The organism is Cellulomonas sp. P5_E12 (assembly GCF_054049315.1).
The window spans coordinates 1-23,409 of record NZ_JBFUMP010000035.1 but is presented as its reverse complement, the minus strand read 5'-3'; the positions used below and the strand labels follow the sequence as shown (position 1 = coordinate 23,409).

The following is a 23,409-nucleotide window of genomic DNA, read 5'->3' as shown; positions in this document are numbered from 1 at the left end:
CGCCGGGCCCGCGTGTGCCGTCCGGCGCCGGCGCGGCGGCGCGCGTCGTCCAGCCGGCGACCTCGGGCGGCAGGCGCCGACGCAGCTCCTCGTGCAGGTCGTCCCCGTGCGCGGCGCGGTCCGGCTCCGACAGGAGCAGCTGGAGACGCGGCCCCCAGTCGTGGTCGGTGGAGGTGGCGTCGTCGTACCCGAGCACGTCCGAGCCGGGGCCGACGAGCGCAGCGGTGTGGGCGAGCCCCCGGGCGACGAGTGCAGGTCRGACCGCGGCGTAGAGCATCCGTGCCAGGTCGATGCCCGGCACGAAGGTGCTCACCGCGCGAACACCGGCAGGTCGAGCACCGCGTCGAGCCGGTCCCGGACGACCGCGTCCGCGGCCGCGCAGACCAGGGGCTTGGCGTTGAACGCGATGCCGAAGCCGGCGGCCGCGAGCATGTCGAGGTCGTTGGCGCCGTCGCCGATCGCGATGGTCCGCTCCATCGGGATGCCGACGGTCGCGGCGTACTCCCGCAAGGTGTCCGCCTTGGCCGGGCGGTCCACCACGGCTCCGCTCACCCTGCCCGTGAGGTGCCCGTCGACCACCTCGAGGGAGTTCGCCCTGGTCAGGGTGATGCCGAGGGTGGCCGCGAGCGGGCGGACGATCTCGATGAACCCGCCGGACACGAGCCCGACCGGCCAGCCGCGAGCGTGCAGCTCGGCGACGAGCTCCCGGGCGCCGGGGGAGAGGTCCACCGCGGCGAGCACGTCGGCCAGCACCGAGACTGGCAGGCCGGCCAGCGTGGCCACGCGCTCGTGCAGGGACGCGGCGAAGTCGATCTCGCCGCGCATGGCGCGCTCGGTGATCTCGGTGACCAGCTCCTCGGTGCCCGCGTGCGCGGCGAGCATCTCCACGACCTCACCCGTGATGAAGGTCGAGTCGACGTCCATGACGACGAGGCGGGGCTGGGGGACGCTCACGGAACCGCAGGGTAGTGCCGGGCACGGGGTGGGCGTGCCGGTGGCTCACCCCTCGATGATCGTTCCCTTCGGGACGACGGTGATGCCCGACTCCGTCACGGTGAAGCCGCGCGCGCGGTCGTGGTCGTGGTCGAKCCCGATGCGGACGCGTTCGGGGACGACCACGTTCTTGTCGATGATCGCGCGGTGGACCTGCGCGTAGCGGTTCACGTGGACGTCGTCCATGAGCACCGAGTCCGTGACCTGCGCCCACGAGTGCAGCCGCACGCCCGGCGAGAGGACCGACCCGGAGACCGTCGCGCCGGAGACCAGCACGCCCGGTGAGACGACGGAGTCCACGGCGTGACCGAGCCTGCCCGCGCCGGCGTGGATGAACTTGGCGGGCGCGAGGCTCGTGTAGCCGCTGTAGAGCGGCCACTCGTCGTTGTACAGGTTGAACACCGGCTCGATGGAGATGAGGTCGATGTTGGCCTCGTAGAACGCGTCGATCGTCCCGACGTCCCGCCAGTAGTCGCGGTCGCGGGGCGTGGAGCCCGGCACGTCGTTGCGCAGGAAGTCGTAGACGCCCGCGGTGCCGCGCTCGACGAAGTAGGGGGCGATGTCGCCGCCCATGTCGTGACGGGAGTTCACGTTCTCGGCGTCGGCGGTCACCGCGGCGACGAGGGCGTCCGCGTTGGCGACGTAGTTGCCCATCGACGCGAGGATCTCACCGGGGGAGTCGGCCAGGCCCACCGGGTCGGTGGGCTTCTCGAGGAACGCCTTGATGAGCGTCGGGTCCGCGGGGTCGACCTCGATGACGCCGAACTGGTCGGCCTCCTCGATCGGCTGGCGGATCGCGGCGACGGTGAACTCGGCGCCGGACGTGATGTGGGCGTCGACCATCTGGGAGAAGTCCATGCGGTACACGTGGTCGGCGCCGACCACGACCACGATGTCGGGGCGCTCGTCCTCGATGATGTTGAGGCACTGGTAGATGGCGTCGGCGCTGCCGAGGTACCAGTGCTTGCCCACCCGCTGCTGCGCGGGGACGGCGGCCACGTAGTTGCCGAGCAGGGGCGACATGCGCCACGTCTTGGACACGTGCCGGTCGAGGCTGTGGGACTTGTACTGCGTCAGCACGATGACGTGCAGGTACCGCGAGTTGATGACGTTCGACAGGGCGAAGTCGATGAGCCGGTACAAACCCCCGAAGGGCACCGCCGGCTTGGCACGGTCGGCGGTGAGGGGCATCAGTCGTTTGCCCTCCCCACCTGCGAGGACGATAGCGAGGACGCGCGGCGCTGCCATGGGTACGACCCTAGGCCCCAGGCGCGGTCCCAGCGAGGCCTGCGTGCCCTCACGCGCTAGCGTGTCGACGGGAGAACCGGTCGTCGGGGCCGGTGGCGAGGGGATGGTTCGCGTGCGTGTCGACCTGTTGACCCGGGAGTACCCGCCGTTCATCTACGGCGGCGCGGGCGTCCATGTCGCGGGGCTCTCCCGCGTCCTCGAGCGCACGATCGACGTGCGCGTGCACTGCTTCGACGGCCCGAGGGAGGACCCGCGGGTCACCGGGTACTCCGTGCCGACGGAGCTCGCCACGGCCAACGCCGCGCTGCAGACCTTCGGCATCGACCTCGAGATGGCCGACGCCGTCGGGAAGGTCGGTGCCGACGGCGTCGCGTCCGACCTGGTGCACTCCCACACCTGGTACGCCAACCTCGGCGGGCACCTCGCCGGGCTGCTGCACGGCCTGCCGCACGTCGTCAGCGCCCACAGCCTCGAGCCCCTGCGGCCGTGGAAGGCCGAGCAGCTGGGCGGAGGCTACGCGCTGTCGGGCTGGGCGGAGAAGACCGCCTACGAGGGCGCCGCCGCCGTCATCGCGGTCAGCGGCGGCATGCGCGACGACATCCTGCGGGCGTACCCGAAGGTCGACGCGGACCTGGTCAAGGTCGTCCACAACGGCATCGACCTCGACCAGTGGCAGCGGCCCACCGACGACGAGGCGGTGGCGAAGGCGGACGCCACCGTGCGCGCGCTCGGCATCGACCCGTCGCGCCCCGCCGTGGTGTTCGTCGGCCGGATCACCCGGCAGAAGGGCCTGCCCTACTTCCTGCGCGCGGCCGAGCTGCTGCCCCCGGACGTCCAGGTGGTGCTCTGCGCCGGCGCGCCGGACACCCCGGCGATCATGGCCGAGGTCACGGGCCTGGTCGACTCGCTGCGCACCAAGCGGTCGGGCGTGGTCTGGATCGAGCAGATGCTGCCGCGGGACGAGCTCATCGCCGTCCTCATGCACGGCACGGTGTTCGCCTGCCCGTCGATCTACGAGCCCCTCGGCATCGTGAACCTCGAGGCCATGGCGGTCGGCCTGCCGGTCGTCGGGACGGCCACCGGCGGGATCCCCGAGGTCATCGACGACGGCGTCACCGGGCGGCTCGTGCCGATCGACCAGCTGCAGGACGGCACCGGCACCCCGGTGGACCCGGGGCGGTTCGTCGCGGACCTGGCTGCGGCCTTCACCGACGTGCTCGACCACACCGCGCGGACCGCGGAGTGGGGGATCGCGTCGCGGCGGCGGGTCGAGGACCACTTCACGTGGGAGGCGATCGCCGACCGCACGCTCGAGGTGTATCGGGGGGCGCTGGCCTAAGGGGTCAGCTGCGACGAGGCGGCCGCCATCGCACGGCGGGCCATCCGGTCGACGTCCCGCAGGGCCGTCGAGCGCTGGTCGGCCTGCCACAGGTTGACCGCGGCGCCGTCGTCCTGCGCGGCCAGCGCGACGATCGCGCGCAGCCGGGCCGCGCTCGCGAGCACCCGCAGCCGACGGCCGTCGAGCCCGTCCGGCAGCCGCCAGGCCGGCAGCTCCAGGTCGCGCAGCACCGCGACCTGCTCTGCCGCGTCCGGCCGCCACCGGGCGACGTCGAGGCGGACCAACGCCTCGGTCGCCTGCAGCAGACCCTGACGCAGCTCGCGCTCGGCGTCCTGCAGCGAGCCGGTCCGGGCGTGCGCGACGTGCCGCCAGTCGGGCACCTCCGAGACCTCCCAGGTGACCAGGTGCCCCGGCTCGAGCGCCGACCCGAACCGCTGCACGACGGGGACCGCGACGAGGCACGACTGCGGGGTCCGCACCAGCACGGCCTCGCCCGCATCGGTCGCCGCCGAGCTGACGGCCGCGGGCGTGGCGCCGGGGTCGCCCGGCACGGGCAGGACGGCGGCGACGTCGCGCGGCGACCCGGCGCAGGCGTCCAGCAGGGAGCCGAGCGGCTCGTCGCTCACGTCGTCGCGGAGGGGGTCGTCGGCAGCTGGTCGGCGCTGCACGGTGTGCGGCTCGTCGTCGGACTGGACGGCGTCCATCAGCACCGAGCGGTCGGAACGGTCGTCGGCCAGCCACAGGGCGAGGAGCACGGAGCGGGGGAGCTCCAGGGTGAGGTCCACCGGACAACCGTAGGACGTGACCGAACCCACCGACGAGCGGCCCGTCGTGGGCGCCCGACGTGCGGCTCGACGGTTAGGGTCGTGCCCATGACCGACGTGCTCGACCTGCAGGCCGTGACGATCCGCCGGGGAACGACGACGATCCTCGACGAGGTGACCTGGACGGTCCGGGAGGGCGAGCGGTGGGTCGTCCTCGGCCGCAACGGCGCCGGCAAGACCACCCTGCTCCAGGTGGCCTCGGGGCGCATGCACCCCACCAGCGGGACCGCGGACCTGCTGGGCTCCCGGCTGGGTCGGGTCGACGTCTTCGAGCTGCGCCCGCGCATCGGCCTGTCGAGCGCGTCATTGGCGGACCGCATCCCGGCGAGCGAGCTGGTGCGGGACGTGGTCCTCACGGCCGCGTACGGCGTGACCGGTCGCTGGCGCGAGGAGTACGAGTCGCTCGACGAGTCGCGGGCGACGGACCTGCTCGCCGCGTTCGGGGTCGCGCACCTGTCCGACCGCTACTTCGGCACCCTCTCCGAGGGGGAGCGCAAGCGCGTGCAGATCGCCCGGTCGCTCATGACCGACCCCGAGCTGCTGCTGCTCGACGAGCCCGCTGCCGGGCTGGACCTCGGGGGCCGCGAGGAGCTGGTCGCGGCCCTCGCCGAGCTTGCCGGTGACCACAAGTCGCCCGTGCTCGTGCTGGTCACGCACCACGTCGAGGAGATCCCGCAGGGCTTCACACACATCCTCCTGCTGCGCGCCGGCAAGGCCTTCGCGGCCGGCCCGATCGACGAGGTGCTGACCGCGCAGACGCTGTCCGGGGCCTTCGACCTGCCGCTCGTCGTCGACAAGACGGACGGTCGCTGGTCGGCCCGGGCAACTTCCTCTCAGGGCTGAGAGTTTCCCCAGGTTTTCGCAAAGAAAACGCCTACTATCGGCTGTACAGCGGGAGCCGACGGCGGAACCTGCCGGACCGGAGGAGTGGACCCTCATGGGTTGGCTGTGGTGGATCGGTGCGGCGCTCGCCTTCGGCATCCTCGAGATGCTGTCGCTGGACCTGGTGCTCGCCATGTTCGCCGGCGGCGCCATCGCCGGGGCGATCGCGTACTGGCTCGGCGCCTCGGTGCCGGTGCAGTTCATCGTCGCCGCGCTCACGTCCGTCGTGCTGCTCTTCACGCTGCGACCGTGGTTGCTGCGGCACCTGCGGGCCCGGATGCCGCTGGTGGAGACCAACGCCGCGGCCCTCGTGGGCCGCGATGCCGTGGTCGTCTCGACGGTCACCGTCGAGGGCGGCCGCGTGAAGCTCAACGGCGAGGTCTGGAGCGCGCGCGCCGACGCCGCGCAGGCCATCCCGCCCGGCACCGAGGTCCGCGTGTCACGGATCGACGGCGCCACCGCGGTCGTCGTGCCCGTGCCCGGCGCCTGACCCCGGCGTGACCTGAGAACCCCCGCGTGCACCTCGCCCGCGTGAACCTCCTGGAGGATCCATGGACCTGAGCGGTGGGCAGATCGCCCTCTACATCGTGCTGGGCCTGGTGCTGCTGTTCGTCATCATCGCGCTGGTGCGGTCGGTCAAGATCGTCCCGCAGGCCGTCGCGATCATCATCGAGCGGCTCGGCCGGTACTCCCGCACGCTGGACGCCGGCCTGCACCTGCTCATCCCGTTCGTCGACCGCCCGCGCGCCAGCGTCGACCTGCGCGAGCAGGTGGTGTCGTTCCCGCCGCAGCCCGTGATCACGTCCGACAACCTCGTGGTGAGCATCGACACCGTCATCTACTTCCAGGTGACCGAGCCGAAGTCGGCGGTCTACGAGATCGCCAACTACATCCAGGGCATCGAGCAGCTGACGGTGACCACGCTCCGCAACGTGGTCGGCTCGATGGACCTCGAGCAGACGCTGACCAGCCGCGACCAGATCAACGGCCAGCTGCGCGGGGTGCTCGACGAGGCGACCGGGCGCTGGGGCGTGCGTGTGAACCGCGTCGAGCTCAAGTCGATCGACCCGCCGGAGAGCATCAAGGGGTCGATGGAGCAGCAGATGCGCGCCGAGCGCGACCGCCGCGCCGCGATCCTCACCGCGGAGGGCTTCAAGCAGTCGCAGATCCTCACGGCCGAGGGCGAGAAGCAGGCGGCGATCCTGCGGGCCGAGGGTGGCGCGCAGGCGGCGATCCTCACGGCCGAGGGTGAGGCGCGGGCCATCCTCCAGGTGTTCGACGCGGTCCACCGCGGCGACGCCGACCCCAAGCTGCTGGCCTACCAGTACCTCCAGATCCTGCCGAAGATCGCGGCGACCCCGTCGAACAAGATGTGGTTCCTGCCGTCCGAGCTGACCAGCGCGCTGGGGGTCTTCGCCAAGGGATTCGGCGGGCCGTTCACGCCCGACGACAGCGGGCGCCCGGCCGGTACCTCGCCGTTGGGCGACGACCTGCCGCCGACGACGCTCACCGACCCCGCCGAGGCGCTCGCGGAGGCCCGGCGCGAGTCGGCCGCCGCGACCGCGGACGCGACGGCCTCCGGCACCCTGAKCGGCCTTCCGTTCGACCCGTCGGTCGAGCTGGGCCAACGGCCCGGCGGGGGAGCGGTGCCCCCGCGCGCCCCGCAGCCGCCCGCACCCGAGCCGCCGCAGGACGCGCCGACGCAGTGAGCCGTGGAGGGCCGGATCCCCTAGGGGTTCGGCTCTCCACACGTTCGCTCACAGTGAACAACGCTTGGGAGTGAGTGCTCACTCAGTTACATTCGCCGCGTGGAGATGATCACCGGGGTCGCACGTGCGGGTCGGGCCGCGCCGCTGCCGCCCGACGAGCGCCGCGCCGCGATCCTGCTGGCCGTGCGTCCCGTGCTGCTGGCCCGTGGCGCCGCCGTCACCTCCCGGGAGCTCGCCGAGGCCGCGGGAGTCGCGGAGGGGACGCTCTTCCGGGTGTTCACCGACAAGGTCACCCTCATCCGCGAGGCCGTGCTCGCCGCGGTCGACCCGGCGGACGCGATCCCGGAGATCGCGGCGATCGACCGGACGCTCCCGCTGCGCGACAAGCTGCTCGTCCTGATGACGCAGGCACAGGCCCATGTGGGCGACTCGATGCGCTGGATGGGCCTGCTGCACGAGGTCGGGCGGCTGGAGCCGGCCGGGCCGACCCCGGAGAACCGCGAGGCGGCCATCCGGCAGTGGGGTCGCCGCCAGCAGGCGGGCACCGAGGCCGTGACGGCCGTGGTCGCGGAGCTCCTGGAGCCCGACGCGAGCGACCTGCGCCTGCCCCTCGCCGACGTCATCGACCTCTTTAACACCGTGCTCCTGGGCGCCACCATCCGTACCGTCGACGCTGGTCGCCGCGGGCTCGACACCGGCCCGCCGGACCCGGAGAAGCTGGTCGACCTCCTCCTCCACGGCGTCCTCGCCCCCACCCCGACCGACAGGAGCTCGTGATGCTGGTCAAGCTGCTCAAAGAGCATCTCAAGCCGTACCAGGGGGCGGTGATCGCGGTCGTCGTGCTCCAGCTGATCCAGACGATGGCGACGCTCTACCTGCCCAGCCTCAACGCCCGGATCATCGACGACGGCGTGGTCAAGGGGGACACCGCCGAGATCATGCGCCTCGGCGGCGTGATGCTCGCGGTCAGCTTCGTGCAGATCGTCGCGGCGATCATCGCCGTCTACTACGGCTCGCGGACCGCGATGGCGTTCGGCCGCGACGTGCGCAAGCGGCTGTTCGGCCAGGTGCAGACGTTCTCGGCCCAGGAGGTGGCCAAGTTCGGGGCGCCGACGCTGATCACGCGCACGACGAACGACGTCCAGCAGGTGCAGATGGTCACGATGATGACCTTCACCATGATGATCATGGCGCCGATCATGCTGGTCGGCGGCGTGATCATGGCGATGCAGGAGGACGTGGTGCTCTCCGGCATACTGCTCGTGTCCGTGCCGGTCCTCGGCCTCGTCATCGGCCTGATCATCTCGCGGATGGTGCCGTACTTCCGGTCGATGCAGAAGCGGATCGACGCCATCAACCGGGTGCTGCGCGAGCAGATCGCCGGCGTCCGCGTGGTCCGGGCGTTCGTCCGCGAGCGCCGCGAGTCGCAGCGGTTCGACGGCGCGAACTCGGACCTCTACGACACGTCCCTGCGCGTGGGCAAGCTCATGGCGCTGATGTTCCCGTCGGTCATGGTCGTGCTGAACGTCACGAGCGTCGCGGTGCTCTGGTTCGGTGCGTACCGCGTCGACTCGGGCGCCATGCAGATCGGTCAGCTCACGGCGTTCCTGTCCTACATCGCGTACATCCTCATCGCCGTCATGATGTCGACGATGATGTTCGTGATGGTCCCGCGGGCCGTCGTGTCGTCAGAGCGCATCGGGGAGATCCTCACGACCGACACGTCCGTGGTGCCGTCGCCGCACCCGCGGGGGCTGCCGGGCAAGCGCCCCGGCCTGCTCGAGCTGCGGGCCGTGGAGTTCGGCTACCCGGGCGCCGAGCGCTCGGTCCTCCACGGCATCGACCTGGTGGCCGAGCCGGGCCGGACGACGGCCATCATCGGTTCCACGGGTTCGGGCAAGACGACGCTCGTGAACCTCATCCCGCGGCTGTTCGACGTGACGGGCGGCGCGGTGCTGCTCGACGGCGTCGACGTGCGCGACCTCGACCCGGACCAGCTGTGGACGCAGATCGGGCTCGTCCCGCAGAAGCCGTACCTGTTCGCCGGCACCGTCCGGTCGAACCTGGAGTACGGCAAGCCGGGGGCGTCCGACGCGGAGCTGTGGCACGCGCTCGAGGTCGCCCAGGCCTTGCCGTTCGTCGAGGCGCTGCCCGAAGGGCTGGACGCCCCGATCTCCCAGGGCGGCACCAACGTGTCGGGCGGCCAGCGACAGCGGCTCGCCATCGCCCGGGCGCTGGTGCGCAAGCCGTCGGTCTTCCTGTTCGACGACTCGTTCTCCGCGCTCGACTACGGCACGGACGCCGCGTTGCGCGCGGCCCTCGTCCCCGAGACGCAGGACGCGACCGTGCTGGTCATCGCGCAGCGGGTGGCCACCATCCGCCACGCCGATTCCATCGTCGTGATGGAGGACGGCCTCGTCGTCGGCGTCGGCACGCACAGCGAGCTGCTGGAGTCGTCGGAGACGTACCGGGAGATCGTGTACTCGCAGGTGAGCGTGGAGGAGGCGGCATGAGCACCGACGAGCGACCGGCACCCGCCCAGCGGATGCCCCCGCAGCGCCGCGGACCCGGCGGCGGCGGTCCCATGATGAACATGGGCATGCCCGGCGAGAAGTCGATGAACTTCCGCGGGTCGGCCCGCCGGTTCCTGGGCGAGATGCGCGGCGAGCGCTGGCCCATGCTGGCGATCGTCGCCATGGGCACCGCGTCCGTCGTCCTGGCGGTCACCGGGCCGAAGCTTCTGGGCAACGCGACCAACGTGATCTTCGCCGGCGTCATCGGCAAGCAGCTGCCCGCGGGCACCACCAACGCCCAGGCGGTCGAGTTCCTCCGCTCGCGCGGCGAGACGGCTCAGGCCAACATCGTCGAGTCGTCCGGCGCGATCCCCGGCGTCGGCATCGACTTCACCCAGCTGCGCAACATCCTGCTCGTGGTCCTGGTGATCTACCTGGGGTCGTTCCTGTTCGGGTGGCTGCAGGGCCGGATGACGGCCGTCGTGGTGCAGCGGGTCGTCTACCAGATGCGGCAACGGGTCGAGGCGAAGCTGTCCCGGCTGCCGCTGAAGTACCACGACGGCCAACCGCGCGGCGAGCTGCTCAGCCGGGTGACCAACGACATCGACAACGTCGCCCAGACGTTGCAGCAGACCCTCTCGCAGCTGATCACGTCGGTGCTGACCGTCGTCGGCGTGCTGGCCATGATGTTCTTCATCTCGCCGCTGCTCGCGGTCATCGCCCTGATCACGGTCCCGCTGTCGATGTGGATCGCGGCAATGATCGCCAAGCGGTCCCGTCCGCAGTTCATGCAGCAGTGGGCGGTGACCGGGCAGCTGAACGCCCACATCGAGGAGATGTACACCGGACACTCCCTGGTCACCGTCTTCGGTCGCCAGAAGGAGGCCGCCGAGGTGTTCGCGGAGCGGAACGAGAGGCTGTACGAGTCGAGCTTCAAGGCGCAGTTCATCTCCGGGATCATCCAGCCGGCGCTCGGCTTCGTCGCCAACCTCAACTACGTGATCGTCGCGGTCGTCGGCGGCCTGCAGGTGGCGTCGGGGGCCCTCACGCTGGGCAGCGTCCAGGCGTTCATCCAGTACAGCCGGCAGTTCACGCAGCCGATCACCGCGATCGCGTCCATGGCGAACCTGCTCCAGTCGGGCGTCGCGTCCGTGGAGCGGGTGTTCGAGCTGCTGGACGCCGACGAGCAGGAGCCCGACCCGGTCGACGCGGTGCAGCCGGACCAGCCCATCCAGGGCCGGGTCGCGTTCGAGAACGTGGCGTTCAGCTACTCGCCGGAGAAGCCGCTCATCCGGGACCTGTCGCTGGTGGCCCAGCCGGGCCAGACGATCGCGATCGTCGGCCCGACCGGCGCCGGCAAGACGACCCTGGTGAACCTGCTCATGCGGTTCTACGAGGTCGACGCCGGCCGGATCACCCTCGACGGTGTCGACGTGCGGGACATGACCCGCGACGCGCTGCGCTCGCAGATGGGCATGGTGCTGCAGGACACCTGGTTGTTCGGCGGCACGCTGGCGGAGAACATCGCGTACGGCGTGGAGCACGCGACGCAGGAGGAGATCGTCGAGGCCGCCGTCGCGACCCACGTCGACCGCTTCGTACGCACCCTGCCGGACGGCTACGAGACCACGGTCGACGACGAGGGCGCGAACGTCTCGGCGGGCGAGAAGCAGCTGCTCACCATCGCCCGCGCGTTCCTGGCCGACCCCGCGATCCTCATCCTCGACGAGGCGACCTCGTCCGTGGACACCCGCACCGAGGTGCTGGTCCAGCAGGCGATGAACGCGCTGCGGCACGGGCGGACCTCGTTCGTCATCGCGCACCGGCTGTCGACGATCCGTGACGCCGACATGATCCTCGTGATGGAGGACGGCGCGATCGTGGAGCAGGGCTCGCACGACGAGCTGCTCGCCGCCGACGGCGCGTACGCGMGGCTGTACGCGAGCCAGTTCGCGGCGGCGGTGGCGCCGGTGGACTGACGCGGTCGACGCACGGGCGTCCCGCGACGTCGCGCACGTGCAGGTTGCGGGGGACGCCACTGGACGACCTGATCGAATCGATGTGATCGACCCGTACGCTCGGCCCATGCCCACCCTTCCCGACGCCGAGCGCACCGGGTTCACGCGCGATCGGATGACGATCGCGTTCTACGGCTGCTTCGCCGTCTGGGGCTGGCTCCTGTACAGCTTCAACCCGAGCGTGCCGCTGCTGGCGGAGGAGCTGGGCGTCAGCGACGCGCAGGCCGGACTGCACGGGACGGCCATGGCCGCAGGCGGCATCCTCGCGGCGTTCGTCGCACCGCGGCTGGTCCACGCCCGGGGTCGGCGGGCCGCCATCCTGCTCGCGTGCGCGGTGGTCGCCGTGGGTGCGTGCGGGCTCGTGGCTGCGCCCGCGCTCGGGTGGAGCCTGCTGGCGATGGTGGTGCTCGCGCTCGGCGGCAACGTGATGATCAGCGCGGCGCAGGCGGGAGTGGCGCTGCGGCACGGGGCCAAGGCCTCCGCGGCCCTCACGGAGGGCAACGGCGTCGGCTCCTCCATCGGGCTGGTGGGGCCGTTGGCCGTCGGAGCGTGCGTGGCCATCGGGTGGGGGTGGCGTCCGGCCGTCCTGGTGACGGCCGCCCTCGCGCTGGTCACCGCGGTCCTGATGTCGCGGATCCCCGACGGCGGCGCGATGACGCCGGCGCATGTCGCGGGCTCGTCGCACGCTGCCGCGGCGCCGGTCCGCGCGGTGAGCCGGCTGCCCGCGTGGTGCTTCCTGGTCACGCTCGTCGCCGGCATCTCGCTGGAGTTCGCCACCACCTACTGGTCGACGAGCCTGATCCTGCAGCAGACCGGTGCGGGCGCCGGGATCGCCGCCGCGGCGACCGCCGGGCTCGTGGCGGGCATGTCCGCCGTGCGGTTCGTCGTCGGCCCCCTCTCGCTGCGCGTCGCGCCGACCATGCTGCTGGCCGTGGCGTTCGTCGTGGCCATCGGCGGCTGGGCGATCCTGTGGACCGCGACCACCCCGGCGACGGCGATGGTCGGGCTGGTGGTCGCCGGGTTCGGGTACGGCGCGCAGTACCCCCTGTCCATCTCCCTGCTCCTGGCGACGGCGCCAGGACGGACCGACGCGACGCAGGCCCGCGCGACGTTCGTCGGCAGCCTCGCCATCGGCATCGCGCCGTTCGCGCTCGGCGCGCTCGCCGACGCCGTCGGCACGCACCAGGCGTTCCTCGTCGTGCCCGTCGTGGCTCTGGTCGGGGTGGCGGCCGCGCTGCTCGGAGGGCGTGCGCTGCGCAGCTCCCGGGTCTCCGCGACGCTGCTCGCCGCCGGTGTGGCGGGGGATCGATAACGTTTTCCGTCGTGGCACGCTGGGCGCATGCCCTCGCTCGCTCATCGACGCGCCGACGCCGTCGTCACGGTCATCGGCCCTGACGGCCGCCCGCTCACCGACACCGAGGTCGTCGTCGCGCAGGAGCGGCACGCGTTCCTGTTCGGCAACATCGGGTTCGACTTCCTCGACCCGTCGGGCGGTTCCGCGTCGCTCGCGTCGCTCTGGTTCGACGTGTTCAACGCCGCCACCCTCCCGTTCTACTGGGGCACCTTCGAGCCCGTGCGCGGGCGGCCCGACACCGCGCGCCTGCTGACGGCGGCTCGCTGGTTCGCGGACCGCGGCGTCGCCGTCAAGGGCCACCCGCTCGCGTGGCACACCGTCGGCGCGCCCTGGCTGCTCGACCTCACGACGGACGAGATCGCCGACGCCCAGGACGCGCGGATCCGCCGTGAGGTCGCCGACTTCGCCGGCGTCATCGACACGTGGGACGTGATCAACGAGGTCGTGATCATGCCCGTGTTCGACAAGGAGCCGAACGGCTTGACCCGGCTCGCCCGGGACCGCGGGCGCATCCCCACGATCCGGCTCGCGTTCGACGCCGCGCGGCAGACCAACCCGTCGGCCACCCTGCTGCTCAACGACTTCGACATGTCGACCGCGTACGAGTGCCTGATCGAGGGCGTGCTCGAGGCGGGCATCCAGGTCGACGCGATCGGCCTGCAGAGCCACATGCACCAGGGCTACTGGGGTGAGGAGAAGACGCTCGCGATCCTCGACCGGTTCGCGCGGTACGGGCTCCCGCTGCACCTCACCGAGACGACGCTGCTGTCGGGCGACCTCATGCCCGCGCACATCGAGGACCTCAACGACCACCAGGTGGCCTCGTGGCCGTCGACGCCCGAGGGCGAGGCGCGGCAGGCCGACGAGCTCGAGCGGCACTACCGCACCTTGCTTGCGCACCCGGCCGTGCACGCGGCGACGTACTGGGGGATCACCGACGAGGGTGCGTGGCTCGGTGCGCCGGCCGGCCTGGTCCGCGCCGACGGGACGCCGAAGCCCGCGTACGACGCCCTGCGCAGGCTGGTGAAGGACGAGTGGTGGGTGGCGCCGACGACGGTGCGAACCTCCTCGTCCGGGCGGGTGCCGGTCAGCGGGTTCCGCGGGACGTACTCCGTCGACGGGGTGCCGTTCTCGCTCGACCGGGACGGGGAGGTCGTCGTCCGGCTGGAAGGATGAGCGCGTGCCCGTCGCCTCCCTGCAGCCCGTCACCGACCCGTCCGACGACCGCCTCGCCGACTACGTCTCGCTGACCGACGTCGCGCTGCGCTCGCGGCAGGAGCCCGCCAAGGGCCTCTACATCGCGGAGAGCTCCACCGTGCTCGGCCGCGCGCTCGCGGCCGGCCACCGGCCGCGGTCGATCCTGCTGTCGCCGCGCTGGCTGCCCGACCTCGAGCGGCTGCTGGCGAGCCTGCCCGCCGACGACGTGGTCGTCCCGGTCTACGTCGCCGAGGAGCCCGTGCTCGAGGCCATCACCGGGTTCCACGTCCACCGCGGGGCGCTCGCGGCCATGCACCGGCCGCCCCTAGCGCCCGTCGCCGCACTGCTGGCCGGCGCGCGCCGGGTCGCCGTGCTGGAGGACATCGTCGACCACACCAACGTCGGCGCCGCGTTCCGGTCGGCCGCCGCGCTCGGTGTCGACGCCGTGCTCGTCACGCCCCGCTGCGCCGACCCGCTCTACCGGCGGTCCGTGCGCGTGTCGATGGGGACCGTGTTCCAGGTGCCGTGGACGCGCATCGACCCCTGGCCCGAGGGCATCGGCGTGCTGCGCGAGGCCGGGTTCGTCACCGCCGCGCTGGCCCTGTCCGACGACTCGATCACGCTGGACGCGCTGGTTGCCGACCCGCCGGAACGCCTGGCGCTCGTGCTGGGCGCCGAGGGCCACGGGCTCAAGCCGGTGACCGTCGCCGAGTCCGACCTGGTGGTGCGGATCCCGATGGCGGGCGGGGTGGACTCGCTGAACGTGGCGGCCGCGGCCGCGGTGGCGTTCTGGGCGACGCGCCGGTCCTGATCTCGGATGACCCGTTGCGACCGGCGCCCGACGGCCGGACGCTGATCCCCGGCCGGGGTCGCCTGCGACCTCACCGAGCAGATGGGCCCCCCGGCGGACCCGCGATCTCCCGCGGAGCGTGGTCGACGTGGCTCGCCGCGGCGAGTGTCGGGGCGCCGTGCGACGACGACCGTGTCTCGATGCTCGTCGACGCGCGGGCACCGTGCCGGGCGCTCGTCCCGCCGTCGCTCGACGAGGCTGGGCGCCGTCGCGTCGCCGCGTTCGCGTGAGGCTGCTCGAGCCTGTGCGACCCATCGACCGCCCGGCTCCTGATGTCGCGTCAGCAGCGGCGGCGTTCTCGGCGACGCTCTGACGCGACCGCGCGCACTGCCACCCTGGACGTCCGGCTCGTCCCCGAAGTTCGCCTGGAGGGACCGCGATCTTCACCCGGACCCTCACCCCATCCCAGCGAGCAGCGGTCGCACGCTCGGGCGTAATGTCGGATTCGTCGGATGTGTGAGACGAAGGAGCAGGGGGGCGCGGCTCGGGCCGCTCGCATCACGGCACGTCGACCGCGGGTCGATCTTTGTCAGCGTTGCGGCGCCCTGGGGCGCCTCCGACCGGCTTCCAGAACCGTCCCGGTCGTCGAGGAGCGGCTGGTCCGTGGCGGCAGATCTCAAAGGAGAGAGAACCGTGAAAAGAATGAAGTGGTGTGCGGCGGCGACTGCCGGCGTGCTCGGTGTGGTCATGTTCGGCGCTCCTGCCTTCGCTGTTCCAGCGTTCGCCGACGACGCCGCCCCGGTGGTGGCTGAGGAGACAGTTGCGGCTCCTGCGGCAACGGACCCCGTTGCGGAGCCCGAGGCCGCACCTGCGGCTACGGAACCCGTTGCGGAGCCCGAGGCCGCACCTGCGCCGGCGGAGCCCGCTCCCGAGCCGGTGGTCGAGGCCCCGGCCGCCGAGCCTGCCCCGGAGCCCGCTGCGCAGGAACCTGCCCCCGCTGAGGCTGCCCGGGTGGCCCCCCAGACCACGTCGACGCACAGCGACGGCGTGATCCTCTCCGAGTGGCACACCTGGAAGTCGCCCACCTACGCGCCGAACGCCCACAACAAGGACGACGTCGGCTGGCCGCAGACCTACGTGGGTCCGGGCAAGATCGCGCCCACGACGTGCGGCACGACCTACCAGCAGGATCTCTACAAGGGCACCCGTGCCCAGATCGACACGATCCTCGCTGATGGCAAGCTGACGGGGCCGAACCCCCCTGAGGACGCCAACTTCGTGAAGCAGTGGTACTTCGTCTCCTCGGCTCCGTGCGTGCCGACGCCGGTCGCTGTGCTGTTCGACGTGGCGCCCGTGCCGCCGACCTGTGAGGCGGCCGGTTCTCTGAACACCTCCGTGTTCCCGATCGACCGCGTGGGCTACGTCCTCACCGTGGACCGGGCGTTCGACGGTCCGGGCATGTACACCATCACTGCCACGGCGAAGGCCGGGTACCAGTTCAGCGGACCGGGCAACCCCACCGTGCGGACCGCGACAGTTGCCGTTCTGGGAGCTACCGGCTACCAGTCCACCAACCGTCACGCTCCGTGCTACACCCCGCCGCCAGAGTGCGTGGACGGTCGCGTGCCGGTGTGGCACACGTGGACCGGTGGGCCCGTCACGTCTGCCCCGGCGGTCAACGCTGCGGGCTGGCACGCCACCAGCGGCAACCCGCAGTCGGCCAACCACGTCTTCGCCAACCACGAGGCCGGCGTGCCGTACTTCGTGAGCCACGGCAGCCACGGCAAGGGGGACTGGTTCCTCTGGACCTACAAGGACTGCCCGCCGACGTACGGCACGGCGAGCGCGTCGTGGACGACGACGCCGCCGACGTGTGAAGACCGCGACGGCTCCGGCCTGCTCGCCTTCGATCACGCCACGCTGACGGCCGCCACTCTCAACGGGGCGAACTACCCGAACCTGGGTGACTTCCCCGAGGGTGTGCACCCGAACCCGGCTCCCTCGGGCAGCCACTGGACGCTGACCTTCACGGCGGACGCCGGCTACCGGTTCGCCGGGAACGCCACCACCAAGACGATCTCGTTCGACGTGCCCGCCTACAAGACGGACGCGGACTGCACCACCGTCTACCCGGTCCCGGCGCTGTTCAACGCCGAGCCCACTGGTCCGAGCTGCACGGCACCTGGTGCCCTGCCGACGGGGCTGGACGGCGTGTTCGCCAACATCACCGTGGCCGTCACACCGACCGGAGTTGCCGGTCAGTTCACGATCACAGTGACGGCGAAGCCGGGTGTCACGCTGGCTGGTCTCGACGCGACCAAGTGGACGATCAACGAAGCCAAGACCGTGGCGACGAGGACCATCACCCTGGCCGCTGCGACCGGCTACCAGGACGCCAACCCCGGGGCCCCCTGCTTCCAGAGGGTCTTGTCCCAGCCGCCGGCTCCCCAGTTCACCGACGTCTGCGGAACAGCGAACGACACGACCACGCTGCCCGCTAACACCGCCGACTACCGGTACGACAAGGTGACGAGCGGGAACACGGTGACAGTCACCGTCGTGCCGATCATCGCCGGGGACGTGTTCCCGGAGGGCACCCAGACGGTGTGGACGTCCACGTTCACGGATGTCCCGTGCCCGACGACGACGACAACCAGCACGCCGCCGACGGTGACGCCCGCCAACCAGGTCCTGGCCGCACCGAGCCAGGTGCTGGCCGCGCCGACGACGTCCTCGTCCGGTGAGGTCCTGGCCGCAACCGGTGCCGGCAACCCGCTGGCCCTGGCTGTCCTCGCACTGCTCGTGCTGCTCCTGGGTACGAGTGGTCTCGTGGTCGCGCACCGCCGCTGACCGCACCGGGAGCGGGGGATCGGGCCTCGGCCCGGCCCCCCGCTCCGTCATGTCGGCAGCAGATGGTGCATGCGCGATCTGAGGACCGGGACACCCCCACCCGCGTGGCCCTGCGACCTCCCGAGGAGCCACACAGGCGTCGATCGGTTCGTGGGTCGAGGGCGCCACATGCCGTGGACGCGCATCGACCCTGGCCGGACCCCGACATCACGCGCGCAGGTGGTCGAGGAACGCGCGCGCGGCGGGGCTCGGCGCGGAGCGCCAGACGATCTCCAGTCRTGATCGGGGCGTGGGCGTCGCAGATCGGGATCCGGCGCAGGTCCCCACGGGACGCTGTGGCCTCGCTGACGATGCCGACGCTGCGTGGAGCTCCACGAACCTCCCAGCGCGGGACGACGGTGCGCCCGACCCGGTGCATCGCCGCGGCCAGCGCATCGCGTGCACCTGGATGACGGGCTCACTAAACGATCCGCGTGGCGTTCGAGCCGCGGACGTTGGCCCCGCGCTGACGGCTTGCGGACGGCGTGACCCTAGGGCCGCCCGGAGGTCACGCCGGGTCATCCCGGGGCAGCGTGTAGCGCAGGAAGCCCGTGGTCCTCGCCCACGTCTCCCCGCGCACCCGGGCGGTGATCACCGGGTCGCCGCCGTGCCGGAAGGTGACGCCCGGCCCGGGCCCGAGGCTGGTGGAGACGCCCCCCGGTGGTCCGGCGATCATGTGCCCGACGTGGTCGAGCACGACGTTCGCCCACGGGTACGGGTKGTCCGCAGCGCGCAGGCGGTCGGCGGCGACGCGGCTGTACGCCGGTGAGTCCCACATCTGGTCGTCTCCCGCGGCCACGAGCAGGACGCCGCCGCGGATGCGCTCGACCGGGATGCTCACGCGGTCGAGCGCGTCGGGATCCGTCGGCAGCGCGGCGAACCCGTCGCGCAATGCGACGGGTTCGTGGCGCTCGATGGCCTCGACCAGCTCGGGGGTGACGTCGTAGGGCAGGAAGGGCAGCGGCTCTCCGTCGACGGTCCAGGCGGGGCCGGACGTCTGCAGGATCGCGTCCAGCCGGCCGGCTCGGTAGTCGATGCCCTGTGTGACGACGCCGCTGCCGACCACGCTGACGACCGACCCGACCCGGTCGTCGCGGCTCCCGACCAGCAGCGCCGCCTCGCCGCCGCGGGAGCCGCCGAGCAGCCCGATCGAGCCCGGCGCGAACCCCTGCGCCTCGAGCAGGTCGAGCGCGCGGGTGAAGTACTCGAGCGGCACGTCGACCAGGACGGACGGGACCCCCGGTGCGCCGAAGTAGGCGAGGGCCAGCGTGGCGAAACCCTCCTCCGCCAGCGCGACGGCGTCGCGCTCGTGCAGCCCGCCCTCGGACCCGCCGATCACGACGACCGCGCGCTCGGCACCCGCCGCGGGCCGGGCCAGCACGCCCGCGATCCCGTGCGCACGGCAGATGGCACGGTCGCGGATGACACGGCTCGTGGTCCGGCTCATGCCGCGCACCCTAGCGGTGCTGACCCCCGTGGACTCTGGGCAGGCGGCAGGTGCGCGCCCGCGCGGGGGAGCCAGGCGCCGCACGCCGTCCCGACCGGGTCGAGCGCGCCGACGGGGACGTCGACACCCGCGTCGACATAGGCCGCCATGCCCGGCTCCGCCACCAGGCCCAGCAGCTCGGTAGCGACGTAGACCGTGCGGGTGCGGTCCGGGTTCTTGTCCGGATGGAGCACACGGGCGCCGGTCAGCGACACCAGCGCGTTGCGTGCGGCGTCGTCAAGTTGACTCCGATGCTGCTCGAGGACAGTTCATCGGCGGTCAGCCCAGGGCGAGCCCGTCGACCACCTCGACGCCCGGCGCACGCGCGAGGAGCGCGCCGGGCAGCGCGATCTTCGACCGGCGCACGCCGCTGCCGATGATCACCGTCGGCCCGGCGTCGAGATCGTCCGCGGCGACGCGGGCGTCGACCAGCACGCGGTAGCGGCCCGGGAGGCCGAGCGGGGTGATCCCGCCGTACTCCATGCCGGACTCCTCGACGGCCCGGTCCATCGGCAGGAACGACGCCTTCCTGACGTCCAGCAGCCGCTTGACCGCGTTGTTGACGTCGGCGCGCGTGGTGGCGCGCACGACGGCGGCCGCGACGCGCTCCTCGCCCTCGCGGCGGCCGGCGACGAGCACGCAGTTGGCCGACGCCGCGGGCTCCAGCTGGTACGCCTCCGTGAGCGCCGCCGTGTCCGCCAGGTCGGGGTCGATCTCCGTGACCAGGACCGCATCGGCGACGTCGGGGTCGTGCGTGGACCAGGCCGTGATCGCGGCGAGGGTGGAGCTGGCGAGCAGGTCGGGGTGGTCGAGCGCGCGCACCCAGGTCAGCGTGCCGAGGCTCACCGCTGGTAGGTCCCGACCAGGACCGCGCGCGCGAGCGTGTGGAAGACGACCGCGGTGTTCACGGCGCCCGGCATCGTGTCCGGCCCCAACCCGAGAGAGGGCACGTCGAGGGCGTGCACGACGAAGAAGTACCGGTGCACCTGGTCGCCGGGCGGGGGAGCGGCACCGACGTAGCGGGCCTCGCCGTCGTCGCCGCGCAGCGCGAACGCCCCGGCGGGCAGGTCGGCTCCGGTGGCCAGCGAGGTGGTGGTCGCGGGAACGTCGACGGCCGTCCAGTGCCACCAGCCGGCGGGGCCGGGGGCGTCGGGGTCGAAGCAGCTGACCAGGAACGACTGCGTGCCCTCCGGGAAGCCCTCCCACGACAGCTGCGGGGAGACGTTGCTGCCGGCGTCGGTGTTGGTGTGCGCGTCGGGGAGGCGCTCGCCGTGCCGGAAGTCGTCGCTGGTCAGCGTGAAGTCGGGGACCGGCGGGAGCAGCGAGTAGGGGTCGGGGGCGACGGGACGGGTGAGGTTCACGGCCATGGCGACATCATTCCGCGGGGACCAGCGGTGCGCGCGGGGTCGGCTCCGGCACGCGTCGCCCGATGACCGCCTGCGCGGGCAGGACACGGTCGATGCCGACGAGCACGAGGCCGAGGACGAAGAAGCCCACGCCGTAGATGAGCACGTTGAGCAGCAGGCCGCCGTAGCCCAGCTCGGAGACGTCGATGAACCCGTACGGGTAGTCGCTTCCCGGGCTCAGCACGCCGCGGACGGTGGTGAACGCGCAGTACGCCACCGGGTAGAGCAGCCAGTACGCCGCATTGCGGATACGCAGGCGGCGGTGCGGGACCATCAGCAGGTAGTGCACGAACGCGGCGATCGGCGTCAGGCGGTGCACGAGCTGGTCGTGCGTGAGGCCGAGCGCGATGACCTCCTCGCCGGGCGGGGCCGGGTCGAGGATGAGGTACGACACCAGGCCGGTGATGAGGATGAAGAGCGTCACCGCGCCGAACAGCCAGGGCGCGGGCTCCGTACGCCGGGCGAGCACCGCGATGCCGCCCCAGAGCATGACCACGGCCAGCAGCAGGTTCGACTGGTTGGTGAAGTAGACGTAGTCCTCGAGGTCGAACGTCACACCGGTGCTCGGCGCCCAGAACAGCGCGAGGAACGTGATGGCCGCCAGTGCGAGGCGGTAGATCCCGACGACGACTCCCATGGTGCCTCCGTGCTGATGGTGTCCCAGCCGGCCACGCTGCCGGGCGACGAGAACATAGCCGAGACCTGCGACATCGCGCCCGCGGGCACGCCGCTCGGCCCGCACGAGGGTGACCTGGATTGACACGGTCCCGGAGGTCAGCGTGTACTGAGATACTTCGAACAGATGTTCGATGGAGGTCTCGAGACACCCTCTCATCGGCCGCTCGAGGGGAGGTTCGCATGACCGTCGACACCATGTCCCGGGAGGACCGGGTCATGCTCGCACGGGCCGCCCTCGCACGCGCCGAGCAGCGCACCGGGGCACGCAGCGTGCTGCCGCTCGGCGGGCTCGCGACGACCGTGCGCGCGGCTCCGGAGGTCGTCACGGCACCAGCGGCACCCGCGGTGGTCGCGTTGGTGCCGGACCTGCCGGACGAGGCCCCGGAGCCGCCGACCACGGGGATCATCACCAGCGAGCGGCCCCCGATGGCCGTGCCGCCGCCCCTGGTCCCGATCATGCCGGAGGGCCTGCGCCGCGGCGGCACCACGGTGGTCACCGGGTCGACGTCGCTGGTGCTGGCCATGCTCGCGCACGCGTGCGCCGGCGGGGCGTGGGCGGCCGTCGTCGGCCAGCCCACCATCGGCCTGCTCGCGGCGTCCCAGGCGGGCGTGTCGCTGGACCGGCTGGCCGTGGTGCCGCGGCCGGGTCTCGAGGCGCCGACCGTGGTGGCCGCGCTGCTCGACGGGGTGGACGTGGTGGTCGTCGGCCCCGAGGTCACCCTGTCCGATGCCGAGCGCCGCAAGCTGTCCGCGCGGGCACGGGACCGCGGGTCCGTGCTGCTGTCGACCGCCGACTGGCCCGGCGCGGGCGTGGTGCTGACGGTCGAGTCGGGCCGCTGGACGGGGATCGACGCCGGCGAGGGCAGGCTGCGCACGCACGAGATCCGGCTGGTGCGCACCGGCCGGGGGAGCGCGGCGGTGCCGCGCGCGCTCGACCTGACTCTGCCCCTCGGCTCGACGCCCCTGCCCCTCGGCTCGACGCCCCAGCCGCAGGTCGCGGCGCCCGCACCCGGTCTGAGGCTCGTCGGATGAGCACGCGCACGACCGTCCTGTGGGTCCCCGACTGGCCGGTGGTGGCCGCGGCGACGGCCGAGGAGGTCCCGCCGCACCAGCCGACCGCCGTGCACGACGGGCGGCAGCTCACCGCGGTGTCGGCCCTCGCCCGCGCGGAGGGTGTGCGCCGGGGGATGCGGCGTCGGCAGGCGCAGGGCGTGTGCCCCGAGCTGGTGCTGCTGGCGGCGGACGACGCCCGCGACGTGCGGCTGTTCGAGCCGGTCGCGGCGGCGGCCGAGACCGTGGTGGCGGGCATCGAGGTGGTCCGCGCCGGGATGCTGCTGCTGCCCGCGGGCGGCGCCAGCCGGTACCACGGCTCCGAGGACGCCCTGGCGGAGAAGCTCATCGACGCGGTCGCCACCGGGTCGGGGCACGAGTGCGCGGTCGGCACGGCGGACGGGCTGCTGGCGGCCGTGCTGGCCACCCGGACCGGTGCGGTGGTGCCGCCCGGCGCGTCGTCGGCCTACCTGGCCCCGCGCGGCGTGAGCGAGCTGGTGCACGCGGCGGTCACCGACGAGGCGGCCTCCGCGGTGGCGGAGCTGGTCGACCTGCTGCACCGCCTGGGGCTGCGGACGCTCGGGCAGCTCGCTGCGCTGCCGCCCACGGACGTGCATGCCCGCTTCGGTCGGCTCGGCGCCTGGGCGCAGCGGCTCGCCCGCGGGGACGACGAGCGGCCGCCCGCGCGCCGTCGGCCGGAGGCGGACCTCGAGGTGGCCGCCGACCTCGACCCGCCGCTCGACCGGGTCGACTCGGCGACGTTCGCGGGGCGCCGCCTGGCGGAGGAGCTGCACGCGCTGCTCGTCCAGCACTCGGTGACCTGCGGGCGCCTGCAGATCGCCGCGCGCACCGACGAGGGCGCCGACCTGGTGCGGACCTGGCGCACGGACCTCGGCGGGTGGGGCGGGCTGACCCCGGCCCGGATCACCGACCGGATCCGCTGGCAGCTGGAGGGCTGGCTGGCGTCGAGCGCGGTCGAGACCGCCCGGGCGCGGGCGGCCGACGACCCCGCCGCGCGTGCCCGCGCGCGGGC

General features: G+C 72.6%; 21 protein-coding genes and 1 pseudogene. 13 read left to right on the top strand and 9 right to left on the bottom strand.

The genetic code is table 11. The features are described 5' to 3' along the window. From ACXJKA_RS18950 to glgC, 3 genes and pseudogenes are all read right to left on the bottom strand, one after another. Positions 1 to 313, bottom strand: a pseudogene (locus ACXJKA_RS18950) (hypothetical protein); the annotation flags it as partial. Further along, a complete protein-coding gene (serB, locus tag ACXJKA_RS18945) occupies positions 310 to 954 on the bottom strand; it encodes a phosphoserine phosphatase SerB (RefSeq protein ID WP_456826746.1) in 645 nt (214 codons plus the stop codon). The pseudogene ACXJKA_RS18950 and the gene serB, both read right to left, overlap by 4 nt. Positions 955 to 999: 45 nt before the next feature. Further along, positions 1,000 to 2,241 carry a glucose-1-phosphate adenylyltransferase gene (gene glgC, locus ACXJKA_RS18940; protein WP_456826745.1) on the bottom strand — a complete coding sequence of 414 codons (1,242 nt, stop codon included), beginning with the start codon at positions 2,239 to 2,241 and terminating at the stop codon, positions 1,000 to 1,002. Positions 2,242 to 2,353: 112 nt separating this feature from the next. Between glgC and glgA the strand changes: the two genes are divergently transcribed. Further along, positions 2,354 to 3,580: a glycogen synthase gene (gene glgA, locus ACXJKA_RS18935; RefSeq protein ID WP_456826744.1), complete on the top strand. Its 1,227-nt coding sequence runs from the start codon at positions 2,354 to 2,356 to the stop codon at positions 3,578 to 3,580. On the opposite strand, the gene ACXJKA_RS18930 is transcribed toward glgA, so the two are convergent. Continuing rightward, complete coding sequence (locus tag ACXJKA_RS18930; RefSeq protein WP_456826743.1) at positions 3,577 to 4,365, bottom strand: hypothetical protein; 789 nt, start codon at positions 4,363 to 4,365, stop codon at positions 3,577 to 3,579. The genes glgA and ACXJKA_RS18930 overlap by 4 nt on opposite strands. An 87-nt stretch (positions 4,366 to 4,452) precedes the next feature. Between ACXJKA_RS18930 and ACXJKA_RS18925 the strand changes: the two genes are divergently transcribed. The 10 genes from ACXJKA_RS18925 (at position 4,453) to ACXJKA_RS18880 (ending at position 17,717) form a co-directional block, all read left to right on the top strand. Next, a complete protein-coding gene (locus ACXJKA_RS18925) occupies positions 4,453 to 5,247 on the top strand; it encodes an ABC transporter ATP-binding protein (RefSeq protein ID WP_456826742.1) in 795 nt (264 codons plus the stop codon). A 94-nt stretch (positions 5,248 to 5,341) separates the two neighbouring features. After that, positions 5,342 to 5,776: an NfeD family protein gene (locus ACXJKA_RS18920; RefSeq protein WP_456826741.1), complete on the top strand. Its 435-nt coding sequence runs from the start codon at positions 5,342 to 5,344 to the stop codon at positions 5,774 to 5,776. A 61-nt stretch (positions 5,777 to 5,837) separates the two neighbouring features. Continuing rightward, entirely contained in the window at positions 5,838 to 6,995 is a 1,158-nt protein-coding gene (locus tag ACXJKA_RS18915) for an SPFH domain-containing protein (RefSeq protein WP_456826740.1), read from the top strand. A gap of 105 nt (positions 6,996 to 7,100) precedes the next feature. Continuing rightward, positions 7,101 to 7,772 carry a TetR/AcrR family transcriptional regulator gene (locus ACXJKA_RS18910; RefSeq protein ID WP_456826747.1) on the top strand — a complete coding sequence of 224 codons (672 nt, stop codon included), beginning with the start codon at positions 7,101 to 7,103 and terminating at the stop codon, positions 7,770 to 7,772. Continuing rightward, positions 7,772 to 9,508, top strand: coding sequence for an ABC transporter ATP-binding protein (locus ACXJKA_RS18905; protein WP_456826739.1), 1,737 nt, complete (start codon positions 7,772 to 7,774; stop codon positions 9,506 to 9,508). The genes ACXJKA_RS18910 and ACXJKA_RS18905 overlap by 1 nt, the downstream gene beginning before the upstream one ends. Beyond that, on the top strand, positions 9,505 to 11,487 hold the full coding sequence (locus ACXJKA_RS18900) for an ABC transporter ATP-binding protein (protein WP_456826738.1): 1,983 nt from the start codon (positions 9,505 to 9,507) through the stop codon (positions 11,485 to 11,487). Before ACXJKA_RS18905 ends, ACXJKA_RS18900 begins: the two co-directional genes overlap by 4 nt. A 106-nt stretch (positions 11,488 to 11,593) precedes the next feature. After that, on the top strand, positions 11,594 to 12,838 hold the full coding sequence (locus ACXJKA_RS18895; protein WP_456826737.1) for an MFS transporter: 1,245 nt from the start codon (positions 11,594 to 11,596) through the stop codon (positions 12,836 to 12,838). Between the two features lie 27 nt (positions 12,839 to 12,865). Then, positions 12,866 to 14,056, top strand: coding sequence for an endo-1,4-beta-xylanase (locus ACXJKA_RS18890; RefSeq protein WP_456826736.1), 1,191 nt, complete (start codon positions 12,866 to 12,868; stop codon positions 14,054 to 14,056). 4 nt (positions 14,057 to 14,060) lie between these two features. Continuing rightward, a complete protein-coding gene (locus ACXJKA_RS18885; protein WP_456826735.1) occupies positions 14,061 to 14,888 on the top strand; it encodes a TrmH family RNA methyltransferase in 828 nt (275 codons plus the stop codon). Positions 14,889 to 15,878: 990 nt separating this feature from the next. Next, positions 15,879 to 17,717, top strand: coding sequence for a hypothetical protein (locus tag ACXJKA_RS18880; protein ID WP_456826734.1), 1,839 nt, complete (start codon positions 15,879 to 15,881; stop codon positions 17,715 to 17,717). Between the two features lie 547 nt (positions 17,718 to 18,264). On the opposite strand, the gene ACXJKA_RS18875 is transcribed toward ACXJKA_RS18880, so the two are convergent. From ACXJKA_RS18875 to ACXJKA_RS18855, 5 genes are all read right to left on the bottom strand, one after another. Continuing rightward, the gene (locus tag ACXJKA_RS18875) at positions 18,265 to 19,203 is read right to left on the bottom strand and encodes an acyl-CoA thioester hydrolase/BAAT C-terminal domain-containing protein (RefSeq protein ID WP_456826733.1); all 939 of its coding nucleotides are present in this window, start codon (positions 19,201 to 19,203) and stop codon (positions 18,265 to 18,267) included. After that, positions 19,200 to 19,457, bottom strand: coding sequence for a hypothetical protein (locus ACXJKA_RS18870; RefSeq protein WP_456826732.1), 258 nt, complete (start codon positions 19,455 to 19,457; stop codon positions 19,200 to 19,202). Before ACXJKA_RS18870 ends, ACXJKA_RS18875 begins: the two co-directional genes overlap by 4 nt. 64 nt (positions 19,458 to 19,521) lie before the next feature. After that, positions 19,522 to 20,088 carry a YbaK/EbsC family protein gene (locus tag ACXJKA_RS18865; RefSeq protein ID WP_456826731.1) on the bottom strand — a complete coding sequence of 189 codons (567 nt, stop codon included), beginning with the start codon at positions 20,086 to 20,088 and terminating at the stop codon, positions 19,522 to 19,524. Next, complete coding sequence (locus ACXJKA_RS18860) at positions 20,085 to 20,609, bottom strand: YbhB/YbcL family Raf kinase inhibitor-like protein (protein WP_456826730.1); 525 nt, start codon at positions 20,607 to 20,609, stop codon at positions 20,085 to 20,087. Before ACXJKA_RS18860 ends, ACXJKA_RS18865 begins: the two co-directional genes overlap by 4 nt. Before the next feature lie 7 nt (positions 20,610 to 20,616). Beyond that, positions 20,617 to 21,285, bottom strand: a complete 669-nt coding sequence (locus tag ACXJKA_RS18855) for a Pr6Pr family membrane protein (protein ID WP_456826729.1) — start codon at positions 21,283 to 21,285, stop codon at positions 20,617 to 20,619. A gap of 221 nt (positions 21,286 to 21,506) precedes the next feature. Here ACXJKA_RS18855 and ACXJKA_RS18850 point away from each other — a divergent pair, with 221 nt between their 5' ends. Both ACXJKA_RS18850 and ACXJKA_RS18845 read left to right on the top strand, forming a co-directional pair. Continuing rightward, the gene (locus ACXJKA_RS18850; RefSeq protein ID WP_456826728.1) at positions 21,507 to 22,358 is read left to right on the top strand and encodes a hypothetical protein; all 852 of its coding nucleotides are present in this window, start codon (positions 21,507 to 21,509) and stop codon (positions 22,356 to 22,358) included. Continuing rightward, positions 22,355 to 23,409: DNA polymerase Y family protein (locus ACXJKA_RS18845; RefSeq protein ID WP_456826727.1), on the top strand; the 1,055-nt coding region annotated here is incomplete at its 3' end. The genes ACXJKA_RS18850 and ACXJKA_RS18845, both read left to right, overlap by 4 nt.